Below are 22,994 nucleotides of genomic sequence, written 5' to 3' on the forward strand. Positions count from 1 at the left end.
CCGGGTCGCTGCTTCACCCCTTCTCCAGCCGGACACGCCTACGCTTTGCCGGGAAAGCAGCGAAGCAGCGGCCCGGCGCACAACTTCCCACGGGCACAGATGCGGAAGGACATTCGCCTCGCGTATCCAGCCAACCCCGCCGTGCTCGGCATCCTTCCAGTCGCGTGTACAACGGCGGCCCGCGCAACGTCACGAAGCTCCACCGTGTCCTGACTCGAATGAAGGTCAAGCTCGACGAGCTGAGCAGCCCGGGACTGCATCCCGAAGGATCTTCGGTGAAGTGTCCCTGTGTCTGGAAGGCGGAAGGCGAGAATATTCGTCCGGTGACGATCCCGAAGGAAGTCAGGCTCTTGCGGCCCAGGCCGACAGCGCTCTAGGCCCGAGCCGCTCCACGTCGTGCGGCTTCGATCGTGGCGATGTCGATCTTCCCCATCGTCATCATCGCCTCGAACGCGCGCTTCGCGGCCGCTTGATCAGGATCGGTGAATGCTTCCACCAGTACGCGCGGAGTGATCTGCCATGACAGGCCCCATTTGTCCTTGCACCATCCGCATGCGCTCTCGGCGCCGCCATTGCCGACGATGGCATTCCAATAGCGATCGGTCTCGGCCTGATCTTCGGTGAGGATCTGAAACGAAAAGGCTTCGCTGTGCTTGAACATCGGGCCGCCATTCAGGCCGAGGCAGGGCACGCCCACCACCGTGAATTCGACCGTGAGCACCTGCCCCTGCTTGCCATCCGGATAATCGCCGGGGGCACGGTGTACCGCCGTCACGGCGCTGTCCGGAAAAGTCTCGGCGTAGAACCTGGCAGCTTCTTCTGCCGTCCCGTCATACCAAAGGCAAATCACGTTTCTGGCCATTGTCTGTCTCCAATCATTTCTCGGTTGAGCGAACCGACGGAACGAGGACGAACCAGCAACACAGGAACCGACAGTCAGTTCCCGGCTGAGCCTGACAGCGAGCGTCGTACGCTTTCTCCTTCCGTGCAGAAGCGAACCTCAGTACGAGACTACTCTGCCGCCCGGCCATGTGTCGGCTCCAGTCGGGCTCGATCGTCCTTGGGAGGCTGGTGTGGTGTCCGAACGAACTTGTCCCTGTCCGTTCGCGCTGAGGTTGCTCGGTAGCCGCGACCAGGCGAAGCCGCTGCACGGGATCAGAGGATTTAGAGAAGGTCTGATCAACTCCGGTCATGCGGGGATTCAATGGTCCGTTGCAAGCGAGGATGCGCGCCGCCCCCACAAGAACAAGCACGTTGCGTTTTCTCCGTTCGTGCTGAGCGCGTCGAAGCACATCAGTTAGGGTGAACGGGGAGTTGATCAGAGCCTTCCTGGATTCGAGAAAGCGCACTATGCAGGCTCTACACGCCGCAAGGCTTTCGCAATCCATGTGACACACGATAGCGTTGCGCAATCACCAGGAGCGTCCCAATGCCCCCCACCATCACCGCGTTTGAACGATCGCCCGATCGCGGCAGAGGCATGGCGCGAGACATGCGCGTTCGCTGGGCACTCGAAGAGGTGGGCCAGCCTTACGACGTTCGACTCGTTTCATTCAGTGAAATGAAGGAATCCGCGCATCGCAGGCTGCATCCATTCGGTCAGATTCCGACTTACGAAGACGGCGATCTCACGCTCTTCGAGTCGGGGGCGATCGTATTACACATCGCGGAGCATCATGCGGGGCTGCTGCCAGACGAGGTGAATGCCCGAGCGCGCGCGATCGCCTGGATGTTTGCGGCGCTCAACACGGTCGAGCCGCCGATCGTCGAGCGCAGTATGGCGATGCTCCTGGAGCGAGACAAAAGCTGGCACGAGGAGCGCTTGCGCTTCCTTGATGATCGCGTCCGTGTGCGGCTGGGCGAACTTTCCAGTCGACTCGGTGATGCCGACTGGCTCGACGGTGAGTTCAGCGCGGGTGACTTATTGATGGTGACAGTGCTGCGCAGAGCGCCTGCATCGGGTGGACTGGAAAAATATTCAAACCTCTGCGCGTATGTCGCCCGCGGCGAAGCGCGTCCTGCGTACAAGCGTGCTTTCGATGCTCAGTTGGCGGTTTTCACGGGTCAGCCACCGACGAGCTGATCGACGCGTGCTGATTGCCGGCAACCGAACTTTCAGCGACGAGATCACACCGGTCGATAAATCTGCGCCACCGCGCCGCCTGGAAAGGCCGTCGAACTCATCAATTTGAGAGGCGTTGGCGCGGCGAGCTCGCAGAACAGCGGCAGGCCTTTGCCCAGCGCCACGGGGGCCACCACCAGGGCGAACTGGTCGACCAGTCCCTGTGCGACGAGACTGCGGGCGAAGCTGACCCCGCCGTGCGCGATGATCGGCTTGCCCTCCTGTGCTTTCAATGTCGCAATTTCCTCTGCCAGGTCACCGCTCGCCACATAGGCCTTCGCCCAGCTTTCCGCGCCGGGGAGCCCCTTGGTCGCGGCCGCCGCTTTCAGAATCGCCGGTCCCTGTTTGGAAAAGACTGCCTTGGGGATCTGGTTCATCGGCGGCGCGAACTCCATGGTCGAGGTCGGCCAGAAGGGCGCCATGACCTGGAAGGAGCGGCTGCCCATGATGTGCAGGCTCGCGTTCCATATGTACTCCACGCCCCACGCCTTCGCTTCTTGATCGGCGCCGAACATCCATGTGTTTCGGCCGTCCAGGTCACTCACGAAGCCGTCGACCGACATGGCCATCTTCAGGATCAGCTCTCTCACGCATAACTCCTCGCGGCGTACTGGCCCAAGGACGGGCCAGATCGACAAGGTCCGACAGCTCGCGAGCTTTTCCAACCGCGTGCCAGACCGCTATTCATGTCCGGCACGGCCTGTTTCGCCAGGTGCCTCCCACCTGGATACTCCGGACAGCAGTTGGGGGCAGTACACTTTGGCGAGCAGGCGCCGGCTGCGGCGGCGTCCTGATGGGGACAACGCTTGACGCCGGGTGCAGAAACGACCGATGCAGACAGATCCATGCCTGATCCGACGCGCGGTTCAGTGTTCGAGGTCTGCGCGGCATTCCTCAAGCTGGGACTGACGTCCTTCGGCGGGCCGATTGCGCACCTTGGCTATTTTCATCGTGAGATCGTCGTACGACGGCGCTGGATCGATGAAGCTCATTACGCGCAGCTCATCGCCTTGTGTCAGTTTCTACCCGGCCCGGGAAGCAGCCAGCTGGGCTTTTCACTGGGTCTGCTGCGCGCAGGCTGGGCCGGTGCGATCGTCGCATTCCTGGCGTTCACATTGCCCTCTGTGGTGCTGCTGCTCGCGTTTGCCCGCCTGATACCCCTGTTGGAGCAACCCTATGGTCAGGCGGCGCTCCATGGTCTCAAGCTCCTCGCGGTCGCGGTCGTTGCGCACGGTGTAGTCACCATGGCGCAGCGCCTGACGCCCGATTTGTCACGCCGCTGCATTGCGCTCGTCGCGGGTATCGCCTGCATCGTGAGCAGCACAGCCGTCGTGCAGATCATCGTAGTTACTGCGGGAGCGATAGCTGGGGTGCTGCTGTGTCGAAACGGCAGAGTGCATGAAACAGTAAGTTTCAACGTTGCCTACGGTGTACGCACCGGCGCAGTGCTGCTGGCGCTCTTCGCTGCCGTGCTCGCGATAGCGCTCTTGTTGCCCGCCACTGCATCACCGCTGCTGTCCGTTGCCGCAGCGTTTTGCCGCGCTGGAGCGCTGGTTTTTGGCGGCGGGCATGTCGTACTGCCGTTACTGCAGGAAGGTATCGTCAGCCCGGGGTGGGTAGATCCGGAGGAATTTCTGGCCGGGTATGGTGCTGCACAGGCAGTTCCCGGACCCATGTTCGCGTTTGCCGCTTTTCTCGGCGCCCGTATTCATGGCGCGGGCGGTGCAGTCGGTGCGCTCGTCAGTCTGATCGCCATCTTTCTGCCAGGTCTGCTGCTGGTGGCAGGAGCGTTGCCGCTCTGGCGCAGCATCGCAAGCGGCGAGAAGGCAGCTCGAGCGATTGCCGGTATCAATGCGTCGGTCGTCGGACTGCTCGCGGCTGCACTGTACGATCCCGTCTGGAAGATGTCCGTGCACGATGGATGGGATGTCGTCATCGCGCTGACCGGCTTCGGCCTGCTGATCGCAACGCGCCTGCCCGTGCTCATCGTGCTTGCAGGTTGTGTGCTCGCTGCAGTGGTCCGTCAAGGCCTGACGGTGTGATGCGGACGGAGGCTTGCGTGTGACAGGCACTGACCGATCGCTTCGGCCAGGGATTCCGGGCGAAATCAGACACACTTGGCTGGGTTATGCTTCTCGAGCGACCCACCTGTCAGTCAAAGCGCTGGTGGTGTGCATGAAGCCCAGGTTGATCATGTGATCCCGCCTCGACAGAAGCACCCTGTGTGGTCATTGCCCCTCTCTGCTTTCGAGTTCATCGCGGTGATCCTCGCCTGCGCATTTGCGGGCTCCGCCGCAGCGGAACCATTCATCGGCCAATTCGAGCTCAAGACACTGGAAAGCGCTCCCGGCAGCCTGGAGTTTCAGAGTCAGAACGCATGGTCGTGGAACCAGCCAGCACGCCGCATCGAAGACGACGACACGAACGGTTTCCTGACCGATGAGAACTCGGTCACTCGCGAGCGCTATGCGCTCGAGCTGGAAATCGGGTTGACGCACTTCGTCAAGACACGCATTGGCATCGAGTTCGAGAAAGAGCGGTTCGACGAGCCGGTCTCGATCGAGCAAGCGAACGACTTCGATGAGCTGAAGCTTGCCGAGATCGGCGCCGAAGTCATCGCGATTGTCCTGCCGCGAAACGGCGATGGCGCAGCCGTGGGCTTCGTCGCGGAAGTCGAGGGGCCCGTGAATCAGGAGGAAGCTAACCATGTCAGTCTGGGCACCATCATGGAATTCCGCTCCGGTCGCTGGTTCGCTGCCGCCATTCCCCTGCTCGTGCATTCATTCGGCGGCGATACGGAAGAAACTGAAAGCGTCGACGACAAGTGGGACTTCGCCTATGCGGCACAGATCGGCTATGACTTCTCCGAAAGCTGGTCGTGGGCGATCGAGGGATACGGGACAGTGGAGCGGCTCGGATCCAGCGGGCATCCATCCGACTCGGCACAGCGGTTCGGGGACTTTGACCAGCACCGCGCGGGAGCCGTCGTTTACTACACTCACGCGTTCGACGGTGCGCAACCCGAGCGCCAAGCGACTCCAGCATCAGCGCTTGGATCCTCCGCCGACATAGACGGGATGAGCCTGACCGTCGGCTTTGGATTGCTCGCGGGCCTCAACGGAAATACGGCCGCTCGCACCCTCAAGCTCAGCATCGAAGTTCAGTTCTGAGATGAGGCAGCGCTCTATAGCGCGATTCGCATGCGGTTTGTCATCGCGCGAGTTCGAGGTTCTGGCAGTCGGACATCGATCTCGACTTCACGACGAACGTTGCGCATGACGCGCGCCGTATTGCCGGAAATGGTGGCGCGCCACGCAGATCGCATCGTCAACATCGGTTCAATCAAGTAAGTGCCGGCAGGGAATCCCACGGACGCCCTAGTCGTCTGCCCGCTCCGCCATCGGCCTCGCAATCGTCACCAGCGAGAGCAGGAACTTCCCAGGCTCCTCGGTCATGGGCAGGTGCGCGGAGTGTTCGAACCACACCAGCTGTTTGCGTGGCGCCTCGACTTTCTCGAACCACTCCGCTGCCACCGCCGAATCCACATTCATGTCGTGACGACCCAGGAACAAAATCAACGGGCAGTCGAGTTTCCTCGTTGCGCTCAGGTCGAGACCGACGACGGTCGACAGCAGATACGGTGCAACAAAAGTATTTCCTTCCCAGACGTGCCCGATCTCCGCATCGGTGTAGTCAGGCGAGAGACGGGCAAGATAGCTTTCGGCCGTGTTGCCGTTGCGATAGGCCATCACGCCGCCGTACTCGCCAAGCCACTTGCGTTGCGTATAGAGATCTTTGAGAGGGATCTGCTTGCCGGGTGCCGCATAGGGCGCGATGGCTTCGAGTTCGCGGATCGCGTCCTGGTCAGCAGCACGCGTCGCCGCATCCATCGCAAACCGCCAGCCGCGACGTTCGCTCTCCGGACCGTCGGCAAGCTGCCCAACACCGATGTACGCATGCATCCAGTCCGGATGACGCTTCGCCAGTTCGAGGCCGAGATAGCTGCCCCATGAATGGCCCAGGACAAATACTTTCTCCTTGCCGAACTCGCGCCGCGTCCAGCCAATCAGCTCCTCCGCGTCGGCCAGCATGCGATCCATCGTGATCGTGGGTGCGACCGTCGCAGGATCGGTGAGCAGATGCGTTTTGCCTGCAGCACGCTGATCCCATTGGACTACGGTGAAGTATTCCTCCCAACCGCGACTGAACCACCAGCTCATGGGGATGGAGACATAGCCGGGTCCGCCATGGATGTGGACGAGCACCGGGTTGCGACGATCAGTGCCCCGAACCGAGACCCACTGGTCGATGCCACCGATGCGAACCTTCTCCAGTCGTTCGACACCATTCGGCGTCACGATCCGTCGTGCCTCGGCAATGATGGCCGTTGCCTCGGTGCGATTGGTCGGCTGTACCGGCGTCTGCGCGAGCACCGGTACGATGATGAAAACAGCGACGAGGCCCGTAACCAACCGCATGCATCATCCTCCGCAATACGCAGTCTCTGACTTCGCGATATCGAACTTCACGTGGTTGGCCCTCGCCGGATCCTCGTCCGCCATCATGTCGATGAGGACGGTCGGAGTGATCTGCCAGCGCACACCGGCCTTGTTGTACCAGAAATGCGGAACGATTTTCTGAACCGGGGGTTGTGATCTTCGGTGATGAAGACGACTGAAGCAGTGCCGAACCGACACCATAGGCGATCGGAAGGTCGGTACGACCCCGGCCCATTTCGCTGGACAGCCGGAACGGCCATTACTTAGTCTCCTCGCCATGTCCGAATCATTCACGCATGACGGCGGCCGATCCTGGTCAACCAGCGGCATCTACGCAACGGCACTCTCCTCACACACACGTACTACGACGGCCTGCGATTCATGATCAATGCTGGCGCCAAAGCGTCCGAAGCCGCGAGCTGATCGGACTCATCATGGAACTCACCGCCGATTTCCTTGCCCGACATGCCATCGCCGCTCTCAGTGCCATGGCGACAATCATGCTCTTGCTGACGTTCGTGCTGTGGCGACTGGTCGAACGATTCGGCGCCAGTCTCTGGCAGTACGCGAGTCGGGGCTGGGATGCGTTTCGCGCCAGTTCATTCGCGCAGCAATTGCGTCGTGTGCCGGGACTTGGCTTGCTGCTCACCCACACACTGACTGCAGCGCGCTATCTCGGTCTCTATGCGCTCGGCAGTTTCGTCGTGGCCCTGGGCGCTCTCGCTGCATTCTTCGAACTGGCCGACGACATCGGCGTCGATGAAGACTTCGCACGATTCGACGCGGCGCTGGCCACGGCATTGTCGCGGCATCTGTCGACCGAAATACTCGGCGCGACTGCGCTGATCACGCATCTGGGGGATGCCGCATTTCTCATCGGTCTCGGCACGCTCGTCGCGCTGATCCTGCTGATCAAACGCCGCGTGCTGCTGGCGCTGACCTGGGCGATTGCGACGGCCGCGGGTGCACTGCTCAACCGCCTGCTCAAATCGATCTTCGAACGCGTCCGCCCCATTCACGATCACGGGGTGGTCGTGGCCGATGGCTGGAGTTTTCCGAGCGGACACGCCGCCGGCGCCATGCTGGTTTACGGACTGCTTGCCTACGTATTGATTCGTCACACCAGGCGCTCCTGGCATCTGCCGATCGCCATCGTGGCTGTCGCGCTCATCGTGTTCGTCGGATTCAGCCGTGTGCTGCTGCAGGTTCACTATCTGAGCGACGTCCTCGCGGGATACCTGTCGGCGGCTTCGTGGGGACTGCTGTGCGTTGCCGGCCTGGAAGCCGTTCGCTGGCACGAGCGACAGTCCACGGGACCGGCTTCGACGCCATCACGAATGGCTAACCGGCCAACCGGCTAACCGGCCAGAGCAAGAGCGCGCTCTTCTGGCTGGGTAGCCAATGGCTAGCGAACCTGAGAGATTTTTTCTGGCCAGTTGGCCGGTTAGCCGGCTGGCCAACGCGCAGTTGGGCTAACCGGCCAACCGGCCAACTGGCAAGCCGGCCAGAGCAAGAGCGCTCTCTTCCGGCTGGGTAGCCAATTCGCCGGCTAACCAGAAATACTTTTTCTGGCCAGTTGGCCAGTTAGCCGGTTAGCCGCTAATGAGCTAGCCCGCCGCCTCCGGCTTCACATCCCCAACCACCGCGGCAGAAATGCGTCGGCCTTTGCCGATCTCCTTCCATAGATCCGCGTTGGCAATCCCCAGCTTGTCGGGATCGAATGTCGGATCGAGACCCGCCTTTTTCTGCGCCTCGTAGTCGGTCAACGCCAGCAGCGCCGGCTTCTGGATGATCAGGATCGCGATGATGTTGAGCCAGGCCATGATGCCGACGCCCACGCTGCCGAGTGCCCAGACTCCCTCTGAACTCCATACGGCTCCGAAGCCGACCGACGCCATGATCGCGAGCTTCAGCAGTTTGATCGACCAATCGGGTGCCTTGTTGCGCGCGATGTACTCGAGGTTCGTCTCCGCCATGTAGTAGTACGCGACGATGGTCGTGAAGGCGAAGAACAGGATGGCGATCGCGACGAAGCTCGCGCCGAATCCCGAGAACACCGACTCGATCGCGGCCTGCGTGTAGCCGGAGCCTGCTGGCGCCGGCACGAGCGCACCAGTCGCATCGGTCACCCGCGGCAGATTCTCCACCAGCACGGCACCCGTATTCGGGTTGATGACGTTGTACTTGCCGGTCGAAAGGATCATGAACGCCGTGGAGGTGCAGACGATGGCCGTATCGAAGTAGATCGAAAACGCCTGCACGTAGCCTTGCTTGGCGGGATGCGAGACTTCTGCGGCAGCGGCAGCGTGCGGGCCGGTACCCTGGCCGGCTTCGTTTGCGTAGATGCCGCGCTTCACACCCCACTGGATGGCAAGCCCGAGAATGCCGCCGAATGCCGCATTGGGGTTGAAGGCGTTATCCATGATCAGCGCGAACATTGCGGGAATCTGGTCCGAGTTGATCACCATGACCACGATGGCGATGACCATGTAGCCGAAGGCCATGAAGGGCACGACGATCTCGGCGAAGCTCGCGATGCGGCGGACGCCGCCCACGATGATCACGCCCAGCGCGATGACCACGGCGAGTCCAGTCATCCATGCGGGAATGCTCCACGCCGTCATGACGCTGCTTGCGATCTCGAACGACTGCACCGTGGGCAGCAGCAGACCCGTGCCGATAATGGTGGAGATGGCAAAGATGACGGCGTACCAGCGCTGTCCCATGCCCTTCTCGATGTAGTAGGCCGGTCCGCCGCGATACTGGCCGTGGTCGTCTTTCTGTTTGTAGATCTGCGCCAGCGTACATTCGATGTAGGAGGTCGAAGCGCCAAGCAGCGCCATTGCCCACATCCAGAAGATCGCGCCGGGTCCGCCCGCAGCGATGGCCGTGGCGATGCCGGCGATATTGCCCACGCCGATGCGGCCGGACAGCGACATGGCGAGCGACTGGAACGACGACACGCCCGCGTCTGATTTCTTGCCGCCTGCTGTCAGACGGAGCATTTCGAAGAAGCCACGCACCTGCATGAAGCGAGTGCGGATCGAGAAGTACAGGCCGGCCCCCAGGCAGAGGTAGATCAGCGGCTGACTCCAGATCAGGCCGTCCAGAGATTTGACCAGTTCACTCACGCGACAGGCTCCCCGAAGAATTTAGTGGCCGGAGAATGGCACAGGTGCGTGCCGGAGGTAAGCCGGGCGGCAGGAGCGCGCGGAGAATGGCCGCAAAAAATTCACCAAGGAAAAACGAAGTCGACCCTCCGACCCTTGCGCCTTCTGTGCCTTTTTGCGGCCATTCTCCTCTCCTGGCCTACTTCCCCGACCGCACGTCGAAGAAACTGTCATCGACCGGCTTGTGTTCGAGGATCTCTTCGCGCGTCAGCCCCTGCAGCTCATGCGGGAACACCAGCCACTGGTCCGTCGAACGAACGTAGTAATCCGGTAGCAGCGAACTGCGGTTGCGCGCGGGCTTGTAGTAGACCGTTGCGATGCGAATGTGCTCGGGCAGGTTGCGCTTGCAGCGGCGCTGCAGATCGGCAACCACCGCTTCGAGACTGCGGCCCGAGTCGAAGACATCGTCGATCAGCAGCAGGCTGTCTTCGAAGGTCAGCTGCGATACCAGGTAATCGATCGCGTGCACGCGCACCGTCCTGGATTGCTGGTCGATACCGGTATAGGACGAGGTGCGGATCGAAATGTGATCGCACTCGATGCCGTTGTATTCGAGCACCTCCTGCACGCAGATGCCGACGGGCGCTCCACCGCGCCAGATACCGACCAGGAAGGAAGGCTTGAACCCGCTGCGGACGATCTGCAGCCCGAGTTCGAGCGAATCGCGCAACAGCGACTCGGCGGAGATGAAGGTCTTCGGAAGTTCTTGGGTGGTCATGACTGGATTCTAATGACCTCTCACGAACGATACAGGGGTGCCTGACCCGGACTTTCGTGGGTTCGACCTGAGTCGAACGGCGGCGAAGCACTGCAAGTGCGTAACGTCCGGCTAAAGCCAATGGCACCTGGTCAAGGAAGGTCTGATTTATTCCGTTCGTGCCGAGATTCCATGGACGAGCGCAAGAGCGGGAGTGCTTCGACCTGGCTAAGCACGAACGCAGAAGAATCGAAACGGCTTCCTCATCCGATCGGCCGGAGCCTGTCGAAGGGAGGCGAACGGGGAATAAATCAGAGGCTCCTCAAGCGATTCGAGGCTCTTCCTGTTGGGCTCGGCTTGAGTCGAACACCCGCATTTTCCGGAAGTCCGGCGATGGCCGACAGGCAATTCCACGAGGGAAACCGGGACCCACAGAAGAACCGGAGAAACATCATCACCCGGACTTGTAAATGTCAGGTCGCATGACCGCCATCAGGTGCTCGGGATGCGTCAACTCGCTGAATCCGAACTGGCGATACAGACCGTGCGCATCGCGCGTCGCCAGCATGAACCGACGCAGTCCCTGCAGATCCTGATGGCTGAACACTGCGTCCATCAGGCGCTTCGACAGTCCCTTGCCACGATGTTCTTCCAGCACGTAGACATCGGCGAGATACGCGAACGTCGCCTTGTCGGTGATGACACGCGCGAAGCCAACTTGCACCGATCCATGCAACAGGCCGAAGCACAGCGAATTGGCCATCGCTCTTTCGACGATCGAGCGCGGAATGCCCGACGACCAGTAACTGCGCGTCAGGAAGGCATGGATGGCCGCGCCATCCATGAGGCTGCGATCAGTCGTGATGCGGTAGGCGTCGTTCATCGTGCAGATCCCCTGGCGGACGTTCGAATGGCAGACCGGCCTCGCCGTGGCGAGGGTCAGCCCGGCAGCTCGCGCACCGTTCCCGAGATGCGAATGGAAGAGCCGGCAGTCGGCGAAATTTCCGCGGTCAGACGCGACGGCGAGCCCATGTCATCGCCCTGATGGATCTGGATGCGTCCCGCGTGCGGCCAGCCAAGCTCCCGCAGATACCCGGCCAGCGCGGCCGTGGCAGCACCTGTCGCCGGATCCTCGTACACGCCGCCGAAAGCGAATGCGTTGCGGGTATGAAAGAGCTGCAGCGACCCGGCATAGCCGACCAGGATCGTCACCCAGTTCTCACGCCGCATGAGTTCCTGGGCACGGGCGAAGTCATAGTGCATGGCGGCAACCGCTGCGCGACTGCGCAGCATCAGCACGAGATGATCCGCACCGGCATGCATGCGGGCGGGAGGAATCCGTTCATCGATGTCTGCAGTCGTCAGCCCAAAGATCCCGAGTGCCTCGGCAAGACTATCCGCAGACACCGGTGAGCTGCGCGTCGGCAGCGATTGCAGCGCGGCGGAGTACAGCCCTGCACCGCGTCGTCCCTCGACAGTGATGTCTCCCTGATTCAATGTGAGCACAAAGACGCCATCGCCAGAGCGCTGCGCCAGCGCCGCGCCCAGCGCCAAGGTTGCGTGACCGCAGAAAGGCACTTCCATTTCCGGAGAGAAGTAGCGGACGCGCCAGCGATCGCCCTGAGGTGCTGCAAAAGCCGTTTCCGAGAAACCCACGTCGCGTGCGATCTGCTGCATGGTCGCGGCACCGGGAAGTGTCTCCGCGATCACGACGCCAGCAGGATTGCCGCCACGGCTGTCATCGGAAAAAGCAGCGAGCCGCTGAACCAGCATGTCGACCACTCCGCAATACATGGATGCGCATTGCACACCCAATGTCGGGTCCAGGAAAGCCACAGTTCCTGCACCTGGCAACGCGACAGTCAGGACGCGTGGACGACCGGCCACACAAATCCGCAGCGGGTCCACTGATTGTCCTTTGCCAGCTGTTACCCGAAAGACTTGCTCATGACGCTTCCAGCGCCGCACGCCACTCGCGCGGCGATTTACCCGCTACGCCGCTGAACGCCCGCGACAGTGCAGCCGTGCTGCCATAACCCACCGCTCCGGCGATGTTCTTCAGCGATTCGCCTCGTCGCAGCAGGTCCTGCACCACGCTGATCCGGTAATGCAGCAGGTAGTCACCGGGCGGCGTACGCACGACGTCGTGGAAGGTCGCCGCGAAATGGCTGCGCGACATGCCGGCGCGATTCGCCAGCTCATCGAGCGTCCAGTTCGATCCCGGCGCTTCGTGCATGGCGATCAGCGCCCTCGCCAGGCGCGGATGCGACATGCCGGCGAGCATGCCGTGAGCGACGTCGCCGCGATTCATCAGCGTGCGCACGATCAGGATCAGCACGACTTCGAACAGCCGGTTGACGATGTGTCGTCGCCCGCATTGCTGCGTGAAGGCCTCGCGGAACAATCCCTCCAGCAACGAATCGGCGCCGTCGATGTCCGTCAGCGGCATGACCACCACCGCGGGCAGCGCCTGGGCGATCGGGTTGATGGCTGCGGCGTTGAACAGCACGTGCGCACACGCAAGATCAGCGCCGCTGCGCTTGTCAGTGATGAACTTGTGGCGCAGCGGCCGCGGGTAGAACACGACGCTCGGGACCTCGATGTCTTCGCGCCTGCGCGAACCGTGTTGCGCCTGCACCGGACCACGACGAATCAGATGCAGCTGCCCGACATCGGGAGTCGCCGGATACTCGGTGATGCCGCACAGCGCGCCGGCATGAAACATTCGCGCCGTGACGGAAAAGCGCTGCAGAAGCGCATCGAGACGATCGACGCTTTCAGTCATGGCATGACCCTCCGGATCCACCCATCGGACTATAGATCAACTTTAACGTACTCCCTGTGACTTTGGGTCCGGGAACCAACGCTATCGTGTGATGCATCCCGGCGGTGCCGGTTCTGCAAGACCTGAAGGAGAATGCTCATGTCACGCATCCCACTCATCGATACCAGCACTGCCAGCGGCGAACGCAAGCTGGTGCTGGACCAGATTCAGCAGGCCTTCGGCGCCACGCCCGCCATGTTTCGCGCCGTCGCCCATTCACCCGCGGCACTCAAGAGTCTGTTCGGCACGTTCGGCGCCCTAGGCAAGGGAGCTCTGCCGGCGAAACTCGGCGAGCAACTCGCTGTCGCGATCGCCGATCGCAATGAATGCGAATACTGCCTCGCAGCGCATACGGCACTGGCGCGCAAGGCCGGCGCCACGCCGCAGGAAATCTCAGCTGCCCAGGAAGGTCGCAGCGACGATGCGCGCACGGCAGCTGCCCTGTCGTTCGCACTGAAGATCGTCGAGAACCGTGCACACATCGACGATGCCGATGTCGACGCCGTGCGTGCCGCCGGTTTCAACGACGAGGAAATTGTCGAGATCATTGCTCACGTAGCCCTGAACCTGTTCACCAACTACATCAACGTGGCGTTGCAGGTGCCGGTGGATTTCCCGGCGGTGAAACTGCGCACGGTCGCGTAGTACAACCTTTCGGGTGAATCGAATCGCAATAGGAAACGGCAAGGAAAGGGCGGCCTCGAGGCCGCCCGCGCCCATCGCCTTCTACCCCCAGCAGACCACATCCCCTGTGGGTCCGGCTTCAGCGACAGGCTGCAAGACAAAGAACGTTCGACTGAAGTCGAACCCACAAGAGCATTCCTCCTGCGCTCAGCGAATGGTTTCGCTGTACGACGCGAACTGATTCAACAGTCCGTTCGTACCTTCTGTCCGGGAGTCGGCGCCGTAGTCTGGCCCGAAAAAGAATGCCTGTTCCGTGTAGGTCAGTTCGGTCGTGGCCGACTTGTCCTCGAATTCGACGGCCGCAAGCGACACTGAAAACAGCTTCCCCGCCACGTGCATGTCGAACGCATAGATCAGACGCACATTCGGCTCGATCAGGTGAAACCGCTGTGTAGATGGTTTCGGTGCCGTCTGCAAACCGGCCATGTGCGATTTCCTGTCCGTTTATTCGCAGGTCCACGCTTCTTTTTATTTCGGTCCAGGCCGGCCCGACGAACCAGTGCTTTCGATGTTCGATGTTCGTCCAGGCATCGTAGACCAGGGCCCGGGGCGCATTGATCTGCCGCGTTATGGAGAGGGCGCCGTGCCTCATGAATGTGTGTTCGCTCATTTCCTGTCCTTCTTCCTTTCGATGGATTCAACGTAGGGCGGCAAAACGGTCGAGCCGCCTTTCGAGCAACGAGCGTCGTTGTGACAGCAACAATTCCGCGGCTCCGTCAGCCGTCGTGCCCGCCCAGCGTATCGGCTGCACGCTGCCGTTGAGCAGCGCACTCGCTCGCGAGAAAATCCAGCAACGCACGCACTGACGGTAGCAACCCGCGTCGTGACGGAAAGACGGCGTGGACGATTCCCGCGCGGGGGCGCCAGTCCGGTAGCACATGCACGAGATGTCCCGCTTCGACATCGCGCCCGATCATGATCGTTGGCAGTTGCGCGATGCCTACGCTGGCAAGTGCAGCCTCACGCAAGGCAGCCAGGTCGTCGGTCACCAGACGTGGCCGATGGGGAACCGTTGCGGTCCTGCCATCGACGGCTTCGAGTTGCCATTGGTGATTGCCCTGCGGTGGGCCCAGGTCAAGGCTCGGCAGGCCGTGCAGATCGGCAGGCGACCGCAACGTGACATTGACGAGTGCAGGACTCGCCACCAGGCACTGTGTGCTCGTGTCGAGCTTGCGCATCACCAGGTCGGTCGACTCGAGCGGCGGAAACCGCACACGGATGGCGATATCGAATCCCTCGGCCAGCACATCGACCTTGCGGTTGGTGGCTTCGAGATGCACGTCGACTGCCGGGTTCTCCGCCATGAACTTTGCGATCAGGGCGCCAAACTGAAAGCCCAGCAATGCAATCGGACAACTCACCCGGATGACGCCGCGCGGCTCTGCCTGGACTTCGGCGATCACCTGCTCGGCAGCGTCGGCCTCGACCAGCATGGCGACGCAGCGTTCGTAGTACTCCCGCCCGATCTCGGTCACCGAAAACCGGCGCGATGAGCGGTTGAGAAGTCGAACGCCGAGGCGTTCCTCCAGCGCCAGGATCCGGCGGCTGAGCCTGGATTTCTGCAGCCCAAGCGCTCGCGCGGCGGGCGCGAAGCCGCCGTGGTCCACCACCTGGACGAAGTAGTAGAGATCGTTGAGATCCTGCATCGTCCTTCTTATAGGACGCTGCGTCGGATATCGCAACCTTTTACCAGGCTCGTCCCGATGCTATTTATGTTTCCACGACCAGCCGCCCTCAGCAGGGCGATCCTCACCGGAGAGAACCATGAGCAAGACGATCCTCGGCCGTTACGGCAACAACCAGGGCCACTGGGTGGGCGACGGTTTCCCCGTCCGCTCGCTCTTCTCTTACAACGACCTCGGCCCGCACATCAGCCCGTTCCTGCTGCTCGACTACGCCGGTCCGCACACGTTCGAGCCGACCACGCAGCGACGCGGCGTCGGCGAGCATCCGCACCGCGGCTTCGAGACCGTGACCATCGTCTATGACGGCGAGGTCGAGCATAAGGATTCCGCCGGCAATGGCGGCGTGATCGGTCGCGGCGATGTGCAATGGATGACGGCCGGTGGCGGCATCCTGCACGAGGAATATCACTCGCCCGCCTTCGCGAAGGCCGGTGGTCCTTTCAAGATGGTGCAGCTGTGGGTCAACCTGCCTGCCAAGGACAAGATGACGCCCGGCGGCTATCAGGGAATCGTGGCGGCCGACATTCCGGTCATCGATCTGCCGGAACATGCCGGCAAGGCGCGGATCATTGCTGGCGAACTGCTGGGCACGAAAGGCCCGGCCAGGACGTTCACGCCGATCAACGTCTGGGATCTGCGCATCACCCGCAACGCGGATTTCGCGCTCGATCTTCCCGAAGGTCATACCGCCATGCTGGTGGTGCTCGACGGCCGCGTGACCGTCAATGGCGCGCAGTCGGCGGGCACCGCAGAAATGCTGCTCCTCAGTCGCGAAGGCCGCGATGTCGCGATTCATGCCGATGACGACGCGGTGCTGCTGGTGCTTACGGGCGAGCCGATCGACGAACCGATCGTCGGCTACGGACCGTTCGTCATGAACAGCGAGGCGGAAATCCGCCAGGCGTTCGCCGACTACCAGAGCGGCAGGTTCGCGCGGGTGGCGTGATCCGTCTTGGCCCGATCCCGGTCAGGGGTCGGGCTCCCCTTACGGAAGGTCTCGCCAAGACCCTCTTCCTGTCCTCATCACCTCTCCGGGTGATTTCCGGCACAGCCTCCTTCAGTCGCAGGGCCGACAGGCGCGCGGTCGACTCCTGCTGCAGACTGAACTCGCTCAGCGCTCGCCGCCGGTCGGTACCACCGGTCCGGCCAGCACCTTGCCTGACGGATCCGTGATGAATCCGACTTTCGCGAGACCCGCCTTGCTGGCCTCGCTCATCACATCGGCCAGCACCTCGTAACGCGCATCGCGATCGACGCGCAGATGAAGCTCCGGCGTCGGCTCCTGCTGCGCGGCGTTGGCGAAACGCTGCAGCATCTGATCGTGGTCGATCGGCTCGCCGTTCCAGTACAGCTGCCCTGCGCTGTTGATCGCGAACTGCACGTTGTCCGCCTTGGATTCATTCGGCGTGCTCGACGCCTTCGGCAGATCGATCTTCACCGCGTCCGTGAGTAGTGGCGCAGTGATGATGAAGATCACCAGCAGCACCAGCATGATGTCCACCAGCGGAATCACGTTGATCTCCGCCATCGGGGTGCTCTTGCTGCCCGATCCGAAACTACCGAATGCCATGTCAGCTCCTCGCCGTCTTCAGCGGTGTTGCACCGGTGGCGACGGGCTGCGCCTCGATCTTGGCGCCGGTCGCGAGGAAGGCGTACAGGTCGTGGGCAAAGGCATCCAGTTGTGCGAGCGTGACGCGGTTGCTGCGCACGATGAAGTTGTAGCCGAGCACCGCTGGAATTGCGACGGCCAGACCGATCGCCGTCATGATCAGCGCCTCACCGACCGGGCCCGCCACCTTGTCGAGCGTTCCGGCCCCGGAAACACCGATCGCGACCAGCGCGTGGTAGATGCCCCAGACCGTGCCGAGCAGTCCGACGAACGGCGCCGTCGAGCCGATCGAGGCAAGAATCGTCAGTCCCGATTCCATGTTCGCGGTTTCTTCATCGATCGTCTTGCGCAACGTGCGCGTGACGAAATCACCCGACGTGCCCGCCTCATTGAGCCGGTTGATGCCATGGCGCTCGTGATGACGGCTGGCAGCGATACCGTGATACGCGAGATGTGAGAACGGTTCGTTGGGATGCTTTTCTCCCAGATGCCGCTCAACCGTATTGAGCGACGGCGCGTTCCAGAAGAAATCGAGAAACTGCGCGGTGCGTTTGCGCGCGCGGACATGGGTGATGGTCTTGGTCAGGATCAGGTACCAGCTGGCAATCGAGGCGAGTGCCATCAGCACCAGAATGATCGTGGCGACGGCATCCGCCTGCCCGATGAAATTACTCAGACTGATGTTCGGGGAAGCATCCATCGAATGACTCTCAACTCTTCTTCAGCGAAAACGAAACAGGTACGGTGACCCACGCCGCAACGGCGAGGTCGCCTTCTTTGGCCGGCACGAAACGCCAGCGCTTCTTCACGATGTCGGCAGCCGCATTGTCGAGGTCGGCGAAGCCACTGCTGCTGTCGACCAGTACCTGTTCGGCGACGCCGCCGGCGCTGACGAGCACCTTGAGCATCACCACACCTTCTTCACGCCGGCGCCTGGACGTCAGCGGATATTGCGGGCCAGGATTGTTCAGATAGGCAGCCAGGTAATCCGGTGGCGTCAGCGTTTCCTGCGGTGGCCCCGCGGTTGACGCGGCGGCCTGCGGCGGCTCCGGCAGTGCCTGCTCGACGATCTCTTCCGGCGCGGGCGGCGTCACGATGGCAGCCGGCGTGGGCTTCGGCGTCGACATCAACACCGGCACGGGCGGTGGCGGCTCGGGTGGTTTTACTACCGCCGCGGGAGGCTCGGGCTGAGGCTCTGGCTGCGAGGCGACGAAACTTACCATCATCGGCTGCTGTTCAACCGCAGGAGATTCCTCGACACGCTCCGTCAGCAATCCGCCGAAGACTGCCGCGTGCACCGCAACGATGAGCAGCCCGACCAGCGCGCGCTGACGCGACGGCATACCCCGCGCGCTCACATAGGAAAACGCGTGCCGCGAGGTATACGCCAGCGGAGCAGTCGACACTTCCAACGCCATCAAGTGATGGCCCAGCGGCGCAGCATGTTGTGATACACGCCGGTCAATTTGAGCAGGTCAGGATCGGCGGCCGTCACCTTGCGCGTGAGCGCCTGAATGGCCTGATCCAGATCGAACAGCAAGGTCCGCTCGCCATCGTCTCGCACCAGGCTTTCGATCCAGAAAAACGAAGCCACGCGCGCTCCGCGCGTCACGGGAGTGACCCGATGCAGGCTGCTCGCGGGATAAAGCAACAGGTCGCCGGCTTCCAGCTTCGCCGATTGCGCGCCGAAGGCACCCTCCACCTCCAGCTCACCACCGTCGTATTCCTCCGGCTCGGACAGAAACAACGTCGCCGACAGATCGCTGCGCAATGTGGTGTTGGTGCCCGGCACTCGCATCACGGAGCCGTCGATGTGCGCACCATACGTGCCGCCATCGGTGTAACGATTGAAACGCGGCGGATAGATCTTGCAGGGCAGTGCGGCAGAAATGAACAGCGGGTGAGTGCCGATCCTGCGCAGGATGTGATTGCCCAGACTGCTGGCAATCTCGGATTTTTCGTCGATCTGCAGGTTGCGCTTCTGCGCGCGCGCCAGCGAGCCTGCGCTCTTCGCACCGTCCTGCCAGTCGGCCGCATCGAGACGCGCGCGGAATTGCCGCACCTCGTCCTTGTCCAGCACCTTCTCAATGGCGATCAGCATTGCTCGTTCCGATGGTCGTGTTTTGCGGCAGGACCGTGGCCTGACAAATGTCGGCAAGTGTGGTGCAGCCTGCCAACGCCATGCATATTTCCAGTTCTTCGCGCAGCAGCTTGATCATGTGAGCAACCCCAAGCGCGCCGGCCACGCTCAGCGCGTACATTTGCAGACGGCCGATCAGCACAGCATCGGCGCCCAACGCCAGGGCCTTGAAGATATCGGTCCCGGAACGGATGCCGCTGTCGAACAACACTGGCAAGTCGTCGCCCACCGCGGCGCGTATCTGCGGCAGCGCATGCAGACTTGCTGGCGCGCCATCCAGTGCGCGGCCGCCGTGGTTCGACACGATCAGACCGGCGACACCGCGTGCTTTCAGGTCGAGCGCATCCTGCGGATGCAGTACACCCTTGACCCACACCGGCAGCGAGGTTTGTGCCAGCAGCCAGTCGACGTCACGCCATGTCGGCGCCGAGCGCATCAGCCCCTGGAAGATCCGGCTCAAGCCCGGCTCGGGCCTGACCGGTTCCGCCGGTGCGTACTCACTAAGATTCGCGGCCACGCAGTGGTCGGGCATCTGAAATCCAGCGCGCTGTGATCGCAGGCTAGGCACCTGGATCGGCGCGTCGAGCGTCGCGACGATGGCACCGTAGCCCGCCACCTGGGCACGCCGCAGCAGGTCAGCCGTGACGTCGCGCTGCGCTTGAAAATACAGCTGGAACCATTTGTTCGAGCCGGCCGCCCGTGCAATTTCTTCGAGCGTGCATGACGAGAGCGTGCTGCTCACGATGCAACTGTCGGTCGCCGCTGCGGCACGCGCGGTTTCGACCTCTGCCCCCGGATGTACCAGTGCCTGGAATGCCACCGGCGCCAGCAGAATGGGATGGGAAAATCCACGGCCTGCCAGGCTGAGTCGCGTATGCCCTGCGGTGACATCACGCAGCAATCGCGGGCACACCGTCAACGAGGCAGACGCGGCGAAATTGGCTGCGAGCGTGATGCCCTCACCGCTGCCGCCGGCGATATATTCGTAAGCGGGTTCGGCGATGAAGCGTCGCGCCAGTACCTCATAGTCCCGCGCACAACGCACCTCGGCGGGAATCGAACTGAGAACTGGCGACGGGGATTGGCGGTGGCTCATACGACAAGCAGAAGCCGGGTTACCCCGGCTTCGCTCTTTACCGAAGAATCAATGCAGGTCAGACATCACAGCGCATAGTTGAAGGTCAACCGCACCGTCCGTGCATCGCCCTTGTACAGGAACGAGCCTGAACGATAGACGGCGAGATAGTAGTCCTCATCCGTGACGTTGTTGATGTTGAGACGGACATCCAGAGCCTCGGTCACGCGGAAGGACGCGAACACATCGCCGACCGTGTAATCCGGGATCGGCTGGCTGTACTGCCCCTCCGCATTGAAGGCTGCCGCCGTATCCGGCTGGCCGCCGAACTGCTCGCTGACGTACTTGACGGCGACGCCGAGGGCGAAGTCTTCCGTGATCTCGTATCGCAACTGCGCCGACGCGGAGTTGTCCGCAAAATTGCTCAGCGTCTTGCCGACGTTCGCCGGGGTCGCCGATTCGAGCACCTCGCTATCCATGAACGTGACGCCGGCCTGTGCAGTCAGATTCTCGAGCAACTCACCGCTCACGCCGAACTCGACGCCGCGGATGCGGCTCTTGCCGGTATTGAACGTGCCCACTGAATCGTAGTTGGCGCCTTCCATCACATCCGACTTCGTCGACTGGAAGACGGCCGCCGTCAGCAGCAGTTTCTCGTCGAAGATGTTCCACTTGGTGCCGAGCTCGAGGTTGACCGAGCTTTCAGGATCGGCACCCGCCACGTTGCCGTCGTGGACCACCACACCACCGTAGCCGCTGCTCGTGCCAACGTCGGATTCTCCACCGTTGATATCGCTCGCCGTGGCGATGCTGGCGTAGAACATACCGCCATTGTCGAGCTTGTATGTCACGCCCAGGTGACCGTTGATGAGTGTGTCGGAATACTCGTAGTTCGCCTGCGCCAGCGTATTGGCGTTCTGCGTCGTCATGTCGAAATCGAAGTGATCCGCACGCACACCGAGGAACAGGCTCCAGGTGTCGTTCAGATCGAACGTATCCAGGATGGAGGCGGAGGTCGTCTTGACGTTCCAGTCGGTATCCCAGGTGCCCCTGGTGATCTGGCGGTTCATCACGGTGTTGATGCCATTGATCGGCGCACCGTTGGGAGCGACGACGCACCACGCATTGAGCGTCGTGCTGTTACCCGAAATGCAGTTCTGTCCCGAGTTGGCAATGGAATACACGCCATTCAGCACGCTGTGATCGGTGTACTCGAGGCCGAAGACGAGAGCATGTGACTTGCCGAACAGCTCCGTGTCCCAGAACAGGTTGCTCTGATTGGCGAAGTAGTCGACCTGCTGCCAGCCATGGTGGGTGCTGAGCGTCACGGTGTCGTACACACCGCCGGGGTTGTTGGCGGCCGTGGTCGCACCACGTGCACCCGTCACCACGTAGCCGTTGTCCGCGTTGCCAAGGCGCGTCAGGTTGGTCAGGCGCAGCGCCGGAGCAAAGCGATAGGTGATACGCGCCGTCCCGGTATCGACATCGGAATCCTGGAAGTCCGGCTGTTGCGCATAGACCGGGACATTTTTGGCCGGCACACGATTCGGCACGGTACCAGTGAGATAACCGCCGAGATCCGGATTGTCAGCGGCGCGCAGGCCGTAGTAGTCGACCACGACATCGAGCTTGTCGGTCGACGTGTACAGGCCGGACAACGCCAGACCCTTGCGACGGCGATCTGTCGGACCGCGGTCCGGCACTTCTTCATATGAGTACAGCGCATTGCCACGCACGGCCAGGTGATCGCCGAATGCCTGGTTCACATCGAGAGTGAGCCGCATGTAGTCGTCCGTGCCGAAGCCGGTGCTGAGCTTGCCGAAGTTCAGGCCGGTCGCGGCCTGCTTCGTGATTGCATTGACTGAGCCGCCCGAGGTACCGCGGCCGGAGAAGCTCGAGTTCGGGCCCTTGGAAATTTCGAGCTGCTCGATGGCGAAGCTCTCGCGCGTCGTCATGCCGGGATCACGCAAGCCATCGACGAACACGTCGCTGCGCGCTTCCTGACCGCGAATGATGTAACGATCGCCGAACGCGTTGCCATTCTCGCCAGTACCAACGGTGATGCCTGGCTGTGCATCGAGGATCTGGCGCAGATCGGTGTAACCGGAATCGTCGATCGCTGCCTTGGTCAGCACCGAAATCGTCTGCGGCGTTTCTGCCAGCGGACGGGTGTGGCGCTCGTCGCCCGAGGTCCTGGCCTTGTAGGGCACGCCGAGCTCAGCGTTGGGGTTCGGATCGATCGCCGTGTCTTCCACCTTGATCATTGGCAACTGACGAGCGTTTTCGCTGGTCGCGGGCGTCTCAGCCGAGAACGCCAGCGCCGGTACCAGCATCAGACCGGTGATGCCCGTGGACAGAGTGGCCCTGATGGCTGGCGCCAGGGTGCCCCTGGTCGAACGGAGACTGGCAGGAACCCTGGATCGCTTGGTCGGAATGCTCATGATCGGAATTGTTTGCCTTGGTTAATTGAGTCAATGCCAGCACCCGGC

At 62.1% G+C, this 22,994-nt stretch carries 22 protein-coding genes and 1 pseudogene; 6 read left to right on the forward strand and 17 right to left on the reverse strand.

The genetic code is table 11. The annotated features are described in order from the left end of the window. Positions 1-373: 373 nt before the first annotated feature. The gene (locus VIZ63_RS19325; RefSeq protein ID WP_331611372.1) at positions 374-862 is read right to left on the reverse strand and encodes a VOC family protein; all 489 of its coding nucleotides are present in this window, start codon (positions 860-862) and stop codon (positions 374-376) included. A gap of 567 nt (positions 863-1,429) precedes the next feature. On the opposite strand from VIZ63_RS19325, the gene VIZ63_RS19330 reads away from it, so the two are divergent. Next, positions 1,430-2,083, forward strand: a complete 654-nt coding sequence (locus tag VIZ63_RS19330; RefSeq protein WP_331611373.1) for a glutathione S-transferase family protein — start codon at positions 1,430-1,432, stop codon at positions 2,081-2,083. 44 nt (positions 2,084-2,127) lie between these two features. Here VIZ63_RS19330 and VIZ63_RS19335 read toward each other — a convergent pair whose 3' ends face one another. Continuing rightward, on the reverse strand, positions 2,128-2,712 hold the full coding sequence (locus tag VIZ63_RS19335; RefSeq protein WP_331611374.1) for a dihydrofolate reductase family protein: 585 nt from the start codon (positions 2,710-2,712) through the stop codon (positions 2,128-2,130). 255 nt (positions 2,713-2,967) lie between these two features. On the opposite strand from VIZ63_RS19335, the gene chrA reads away from it, so the two are divergent. Together chrA and VIZ63_RS19345 are read left to right on the forward strand one after the other, a co-directional pair. Next, a complete protein-coding gene (gene chrA, locus VIZ63_RS19340) occupies positions 2,968-4,164 on the forward strand; it encodes a chromate efflux transporter (protein ID WP_331611376.1) in 1,197 nt (398 codons plus the stop codon). 189 nt (positions 4,165-4,353) lie between these two features. Further along, positions 4,354-5,292: a hypothetical protein gene (locus tag VIZ63_RS19345; RefSeq protein WP_331611377.1), complete on the forward strand. Its 939-nt coding sequence runs from the start codon at positions 4,354-4,356 to the stop codon at positions 5,290-5,292. Positions 5,293-5,499: 207 nt separating this feature from the next. On the opposite strand, the gene VIZ63_RS19350 is transcribed toward VIZ63_RS19345, so the two are convergent. Continuing rightward, positions 5,500-6,600: an alpha/beta hydrolase gene (locus tag VIZ63_RS19350; protein WP_331611378.1), complete on the reverse strand. Its 1,101-nt coding sequence runs from the start codon at positions 6,598-6,600 to the stop codon at positions 5,500-5,502. Positions 6,601-7,055: 455 nt separating this feature from the next. Between VIZ63_RS19350 and VIZ63_RS19355 the strand changes: the two genes are divergently transcribed. Beyond that, on the forward strand, positions 7,056-7,982 hold the full coding sequence (locus tag VIZ63_RS19355) for a phosphatase PAP2 family protein (RefSeq protein ID WP_331611379.1): 927 nt from the start codon (positions 7,056-7,058) through the stop codon (positions 7,980-7,982). Positions 7,983-8,228: 246 nt separating this feature from the next. On the opposite strand, the gene VIZ63_RS19360 is transcribed toward VIZ63_RS19355, so the two are convergent. From VIZ63_RS19360 to VIZ63_RS19380, 5 genes are all read right to left on the reverse strand, one after another. After that, positions 8,229-9,752: an alanine/glycine:cation symporter family protein gene (locus tag VIZ63_RS19360; RefSeq protein ID WP_331611380.1), complete on the reverse strand. Its 1,524-nt coding sequence runs from the start codon at positions 9,750-9,752 to the stop codon at positions 8,229-8,231. A 178-nt stretch (positions 9,753-9,930) separates the two neighbouring features. Further along, on the reverse strand, positions 9,931-10,509 hold the full coding sequence (locus VIZ63_RS19365) for a phosphoribosyltransferase (RefSeq protein ID WP_331611381.1): 579 nt from the start codon (positions 10,507-10,509) through the stop codon (positions 9,931-9,933). Between the two features lie 433 nt (positions 10,510-10,942). Then, on the reverse strand, positions 10,943-11,371 hold the full coding sequence (locus tag VIZ63_RS19370) for a GNAT family N-acetyltransferase (protein ID WP_331611382.1): 429 nt from the start codon (positions 11,369-11,371) through the stop codon (positions 10,943-10,945). A 56-nt stretch (positions 11,372-11,427) separates the two neighbouring features. Further along, a complete protein-coding gene (locus VIZ63_RS19375) occupies positions 11,428-12,261 on the reverse strand; it encodes a PhzF family phenazine biosynthesis protein (RefSeq protein ID WP_331611383.1) in 834 nt (277 codons plus the stop codon). A 172-nt stretch (positions 12,262-12,433) separates the two neighbouring features. Continuing rightward, positions 12,434-13,273: an AraC family transcriptional regulator gene (locus VIZ63_RS19380; RefSeq protein ID WP_331611384.1), complete on the reverse strand. Its 840-nt coding sequence runs from the start codon at positions 13,271-13,273 to the stop codon at positions 12,434-12,436. Positions 13,274-13,411: 138 nt separating this feature from the next. Between VIZ63_RS19380 and VIZ63_RS19385 the strand changes: the two genes are divergently transcribed. Next, positions 13,412-13,957 carry a peroxidase-related enzyme gene (locus VIZ63_RS19385; protein ID WP_331611385.1) on the forward strand — a complete coding sequence of 182 codons (546 nt, stop codon included), beginning with the start codon at positions 13,412-13,414 and terminating at the stop codon, positions 13,955-13,957. Between the two features lie 186 nt (positions 13,958-14,143). On the opposite strand, the gene VIZ63_RS19390 is transcribed toward VIZ63_RS19385, so the two are convergent. From VIZ63_RS19390 to VIZ63_RS19395, 3 genes and pseudogenes are all read right to left on the reverse strand, one after another. After that, positions 14,144-14,422 (reverse strand): hypothetical protein, encoded by a 279-nt coding sequence (locus tag VIZ63_RS19390; RefSeq protein WP_331611386.1) that lies wholly within the window; start codon positions 14,420-14,422, stop codon positions 14,144-14,146. 22 nt (positions 14,423-14,444) lie between these two features. Continuing rightward, positions 14,445-14,606, reverse strand: a pseudogene (locus tag VIZ63_RS25695) (polyketide cyclase); the annotation flags it as partial. Positions 14,607-14,712: 106 nt separating this feature from the next. Then, the gene (locus VIZ63_RS19395; RefSeq protein WP_331611387.1) at positions 14,713-15,642 is read right to left on the reverse strand and encodes a LysR substrate-binding domain-containing protein; all 930 of its coding nucleotides are present in this window, start codon (positions 15,640-15,642) and stop codon (positions 14,713-14,715) included. 118 nt (positions 15,643-15,760) lie between these two features. Between VIZ63_RS19395 and VIZ63_RS19400 the strand changes: the two genes are divergently transcribed. Further along, entirely contained in the window at positions 15,761-16,627 is an 867-nt protein-coding gene (locus VIZ63_RS19400) for a pirin family protein (RefSeq protein WP_331611388.1), read from the forward strand. A gap of 165 nt (positions 16,628-16,792) precedes the next feature. On the opposite strand, the gene VIZ63_RS19405 is transcribed toward VIZ63_RS19400, so the two are convergent. The 6 genes from VIZ63_RS19405 to VIZ63_RS19430 form a co-directional block, all read right to left on the reverse strand. Continuing rightward, entirely contained in the window at positions 16,793-17,251 is a 459-nt protein-coding gene (locus tag VIZ63_RS19405; RefSeq protein ID WP_331611389.1) for a biopolymer transporter ExbD, read from the reverse strand. Position 17,252: 1 nt separating this feature from the next. Continuing rightward, the gene (locus VIZ63_RS19410; RefSeq protein WP_331611390.1) at positions 17,253-17,990 is read right to left on the reverse strand and encodes a MotA/TolQ/ExbB proton channel family protein; all 738 of its coding nucleotides are present in this window, start codon (positions 17,988-17,990) and stop codon (positions 17,253-17,255) included. Between the two features lie 10 nt (positions 17,991-18,000). Continuing rightward, the gene (locus tag VIZ63_RS19415) at positions 18,001-18,696 is read right to left on the reverse strand and encodes a TonB family protein (protein WP_331611515.1); all 696 of its coding nucleotides are present in this window, start codon (positions 18,694-18,696) and stop codon (positions 18,001-18,003) included. A gap of 11 nt (positions 18,697-18,707) precedes the next feature. Next, positions 18,708-19,391, reverse strand: a complete 684-nt coding sequence (locus VIZ63_RS19420) for a Fe2+-dependent dioxygenase (protein WP_331611391.1) — start codon at positions 19,389-19,391, stop codon at positions 18,708-18,710. Continuing rightward, positions 19,375-20,526 (reverse strand): alpha-hydroxy acid oxidase, encoded by a 1,152-nt coding sequence (locus tag VIZ63_RS19425; RefSeq protein WP_331611392.1) that lies wholly within the window; start codon positions 20,524-20,526, stop codon positions 19,375-19,377. Before VIZ63_RS19425 ends, VIZ63_RS19420 begins: the two co-directional genes overlap by 17 nt. A 65-nt stretch (positions 20,527-20,591) precedes the next feature. Further along, on the reverse strand, positions 20,592-22,946 hold the full coding sequence (locus tag VIZ63_RS19430) for a TonB-dependent receptor (RefSeq protein ID WP_331611394.1): 2,355 nt from the start codon (positions 22,944-22,946) through the stop codon (positions 20,592-20,594). Between the last annotated feature and the right edge of the window lie 48 nt (positions 22,947-22,994).

The organism is Povalibacter sp. (genome assembly GCF_036520495.1).
GTDB lineage: Bacteria > Pseudomonadota > Gammaproteobacteria > Steroidobacterales > Steroidobacteraceae > Steroidobacter.

Coding starts and splice junctions, on each gene's coding strand:
- VIZ63_RS19405 (WP_331611389.1), bottom strand. CDS start 17,251: ATGGCATTCGGTAGTTTCGGATCGGGCAGCAAGAGCACCCCGATGGCG.
- chrA (WP_331611376.1), top strand. CDS start 2,968: ATGCCTGATCCGACGCGCGGTTCAGTGTTCGAGGTCTGCGCGGCATTC.
- VIZ63_RS19420 (WP_331611391.1), bottom strand. CDS start 19,391: ATGCTGATCGCCATTGAGAAGGTGCTGGACAAGGACGAGGTGCGGCAA.
- VIZ63_RS19365 (WP_331611381.1), bottom strand. CDS start 10,509: ATGACCACCCAAGAACTTCCGAAGACCTTCATCTCCGCCGAGTCGCTG.
- VIZ63_RS19385 (WP_331611385.1), top strand. CDS start 13,412: ATGTCACGCATCCCACTCATCGATACCAGCACTGCCAGCGGCGAACGC.
- VIZ63_RS19380 (WP_331611384.1), bottom strand. CDS start 13,273: ATGACTGAAAGCGTCGATCGTCTCGATGCGCTTCTGCAGCGCTTTTCC.
- VIZ63_RS19395 (WP_331611387.1), bottom strand. CDS start 15,642: ATGCAGGATCTCAACGATCTCTACTACTTCGTCCAGGTGGTGGACCAC.
- VIZ63_RS19390 (WP_331611386.1), bottom strand. CDS start 14,422: ATGGCCGGTTTGCAGACGGCACCGAAACCATCTACACAGCGGTTTCAC.
- VIZ63_RS19400 (WP_331611388.1), top strand. CDS start 15,761: ATGAGCAAGACGATCCTCGGCCGTTACGGCAACAACCAGGGCCACTGG.
- VIZ63_RS19375 (WP_331611383.1), bottom strand. CDS start 12,261: ATGCTGGTTCAGCGGCTCGCTGCTTTTTCCGATGACAGCCGTGGCGGC.
- VIZ63_RS19350 (WP_331611378.1), bottom strand. CDS start 6,600: ATGCGGTTGGTTACGGGCCTCGTCGCTGTTTTCATCATCGTACCGGTG.
- VIZ63_RS19430 (WP_331611394.1), bottom strand. CDS start 22,946: ATGAGCATTCCGACCAAGCGATCCAGGGTTCCTGCCAGTCTCCGTTCG.
- VIZ63_RS19325 (WP_331611372.1), bottom strand. CDS start 862: ATGGCCAGAAACGTGATTTGCCTTTGGTATGACGGGACGGCAGAAGAA.
- VIZ63_RS19330 (WP_331611373.1), top strand. CDS start 1,430: ATGCCCCCCACCATCACCGCGTTTGAACGATCGCCCGATCGCGGCAGA.
- VIZ63_RS19355 (WP_331611379.1), top strand. CDS start 7,056: ATGGAACTCACCGCCGATTTCCTTGCCCGACATGCCATCGCCGCTCTC.
- VIZ63_RS19425 (WP_331611392.1), bottom strand. CDS start 20,526: ATGAGCCACCGCCAATCCCCGTCGCCAGTTCTCAGTTCGATTCCCGCC.
- VIZ63_RS19410 (WP_331611390.1), bottom strand. CDS start 17,990: ATGGATGCTTCCCCGAACATCAGTCTGAGTAATTTCATCGGGCAGGCG.
- VIZ63_RS19370 (WP_331611382.1), bottom strand. CDS start 11,371: ATGAACGACGCCTACCGCATCACGACTGATCGCAGCCTCATGGATGGC.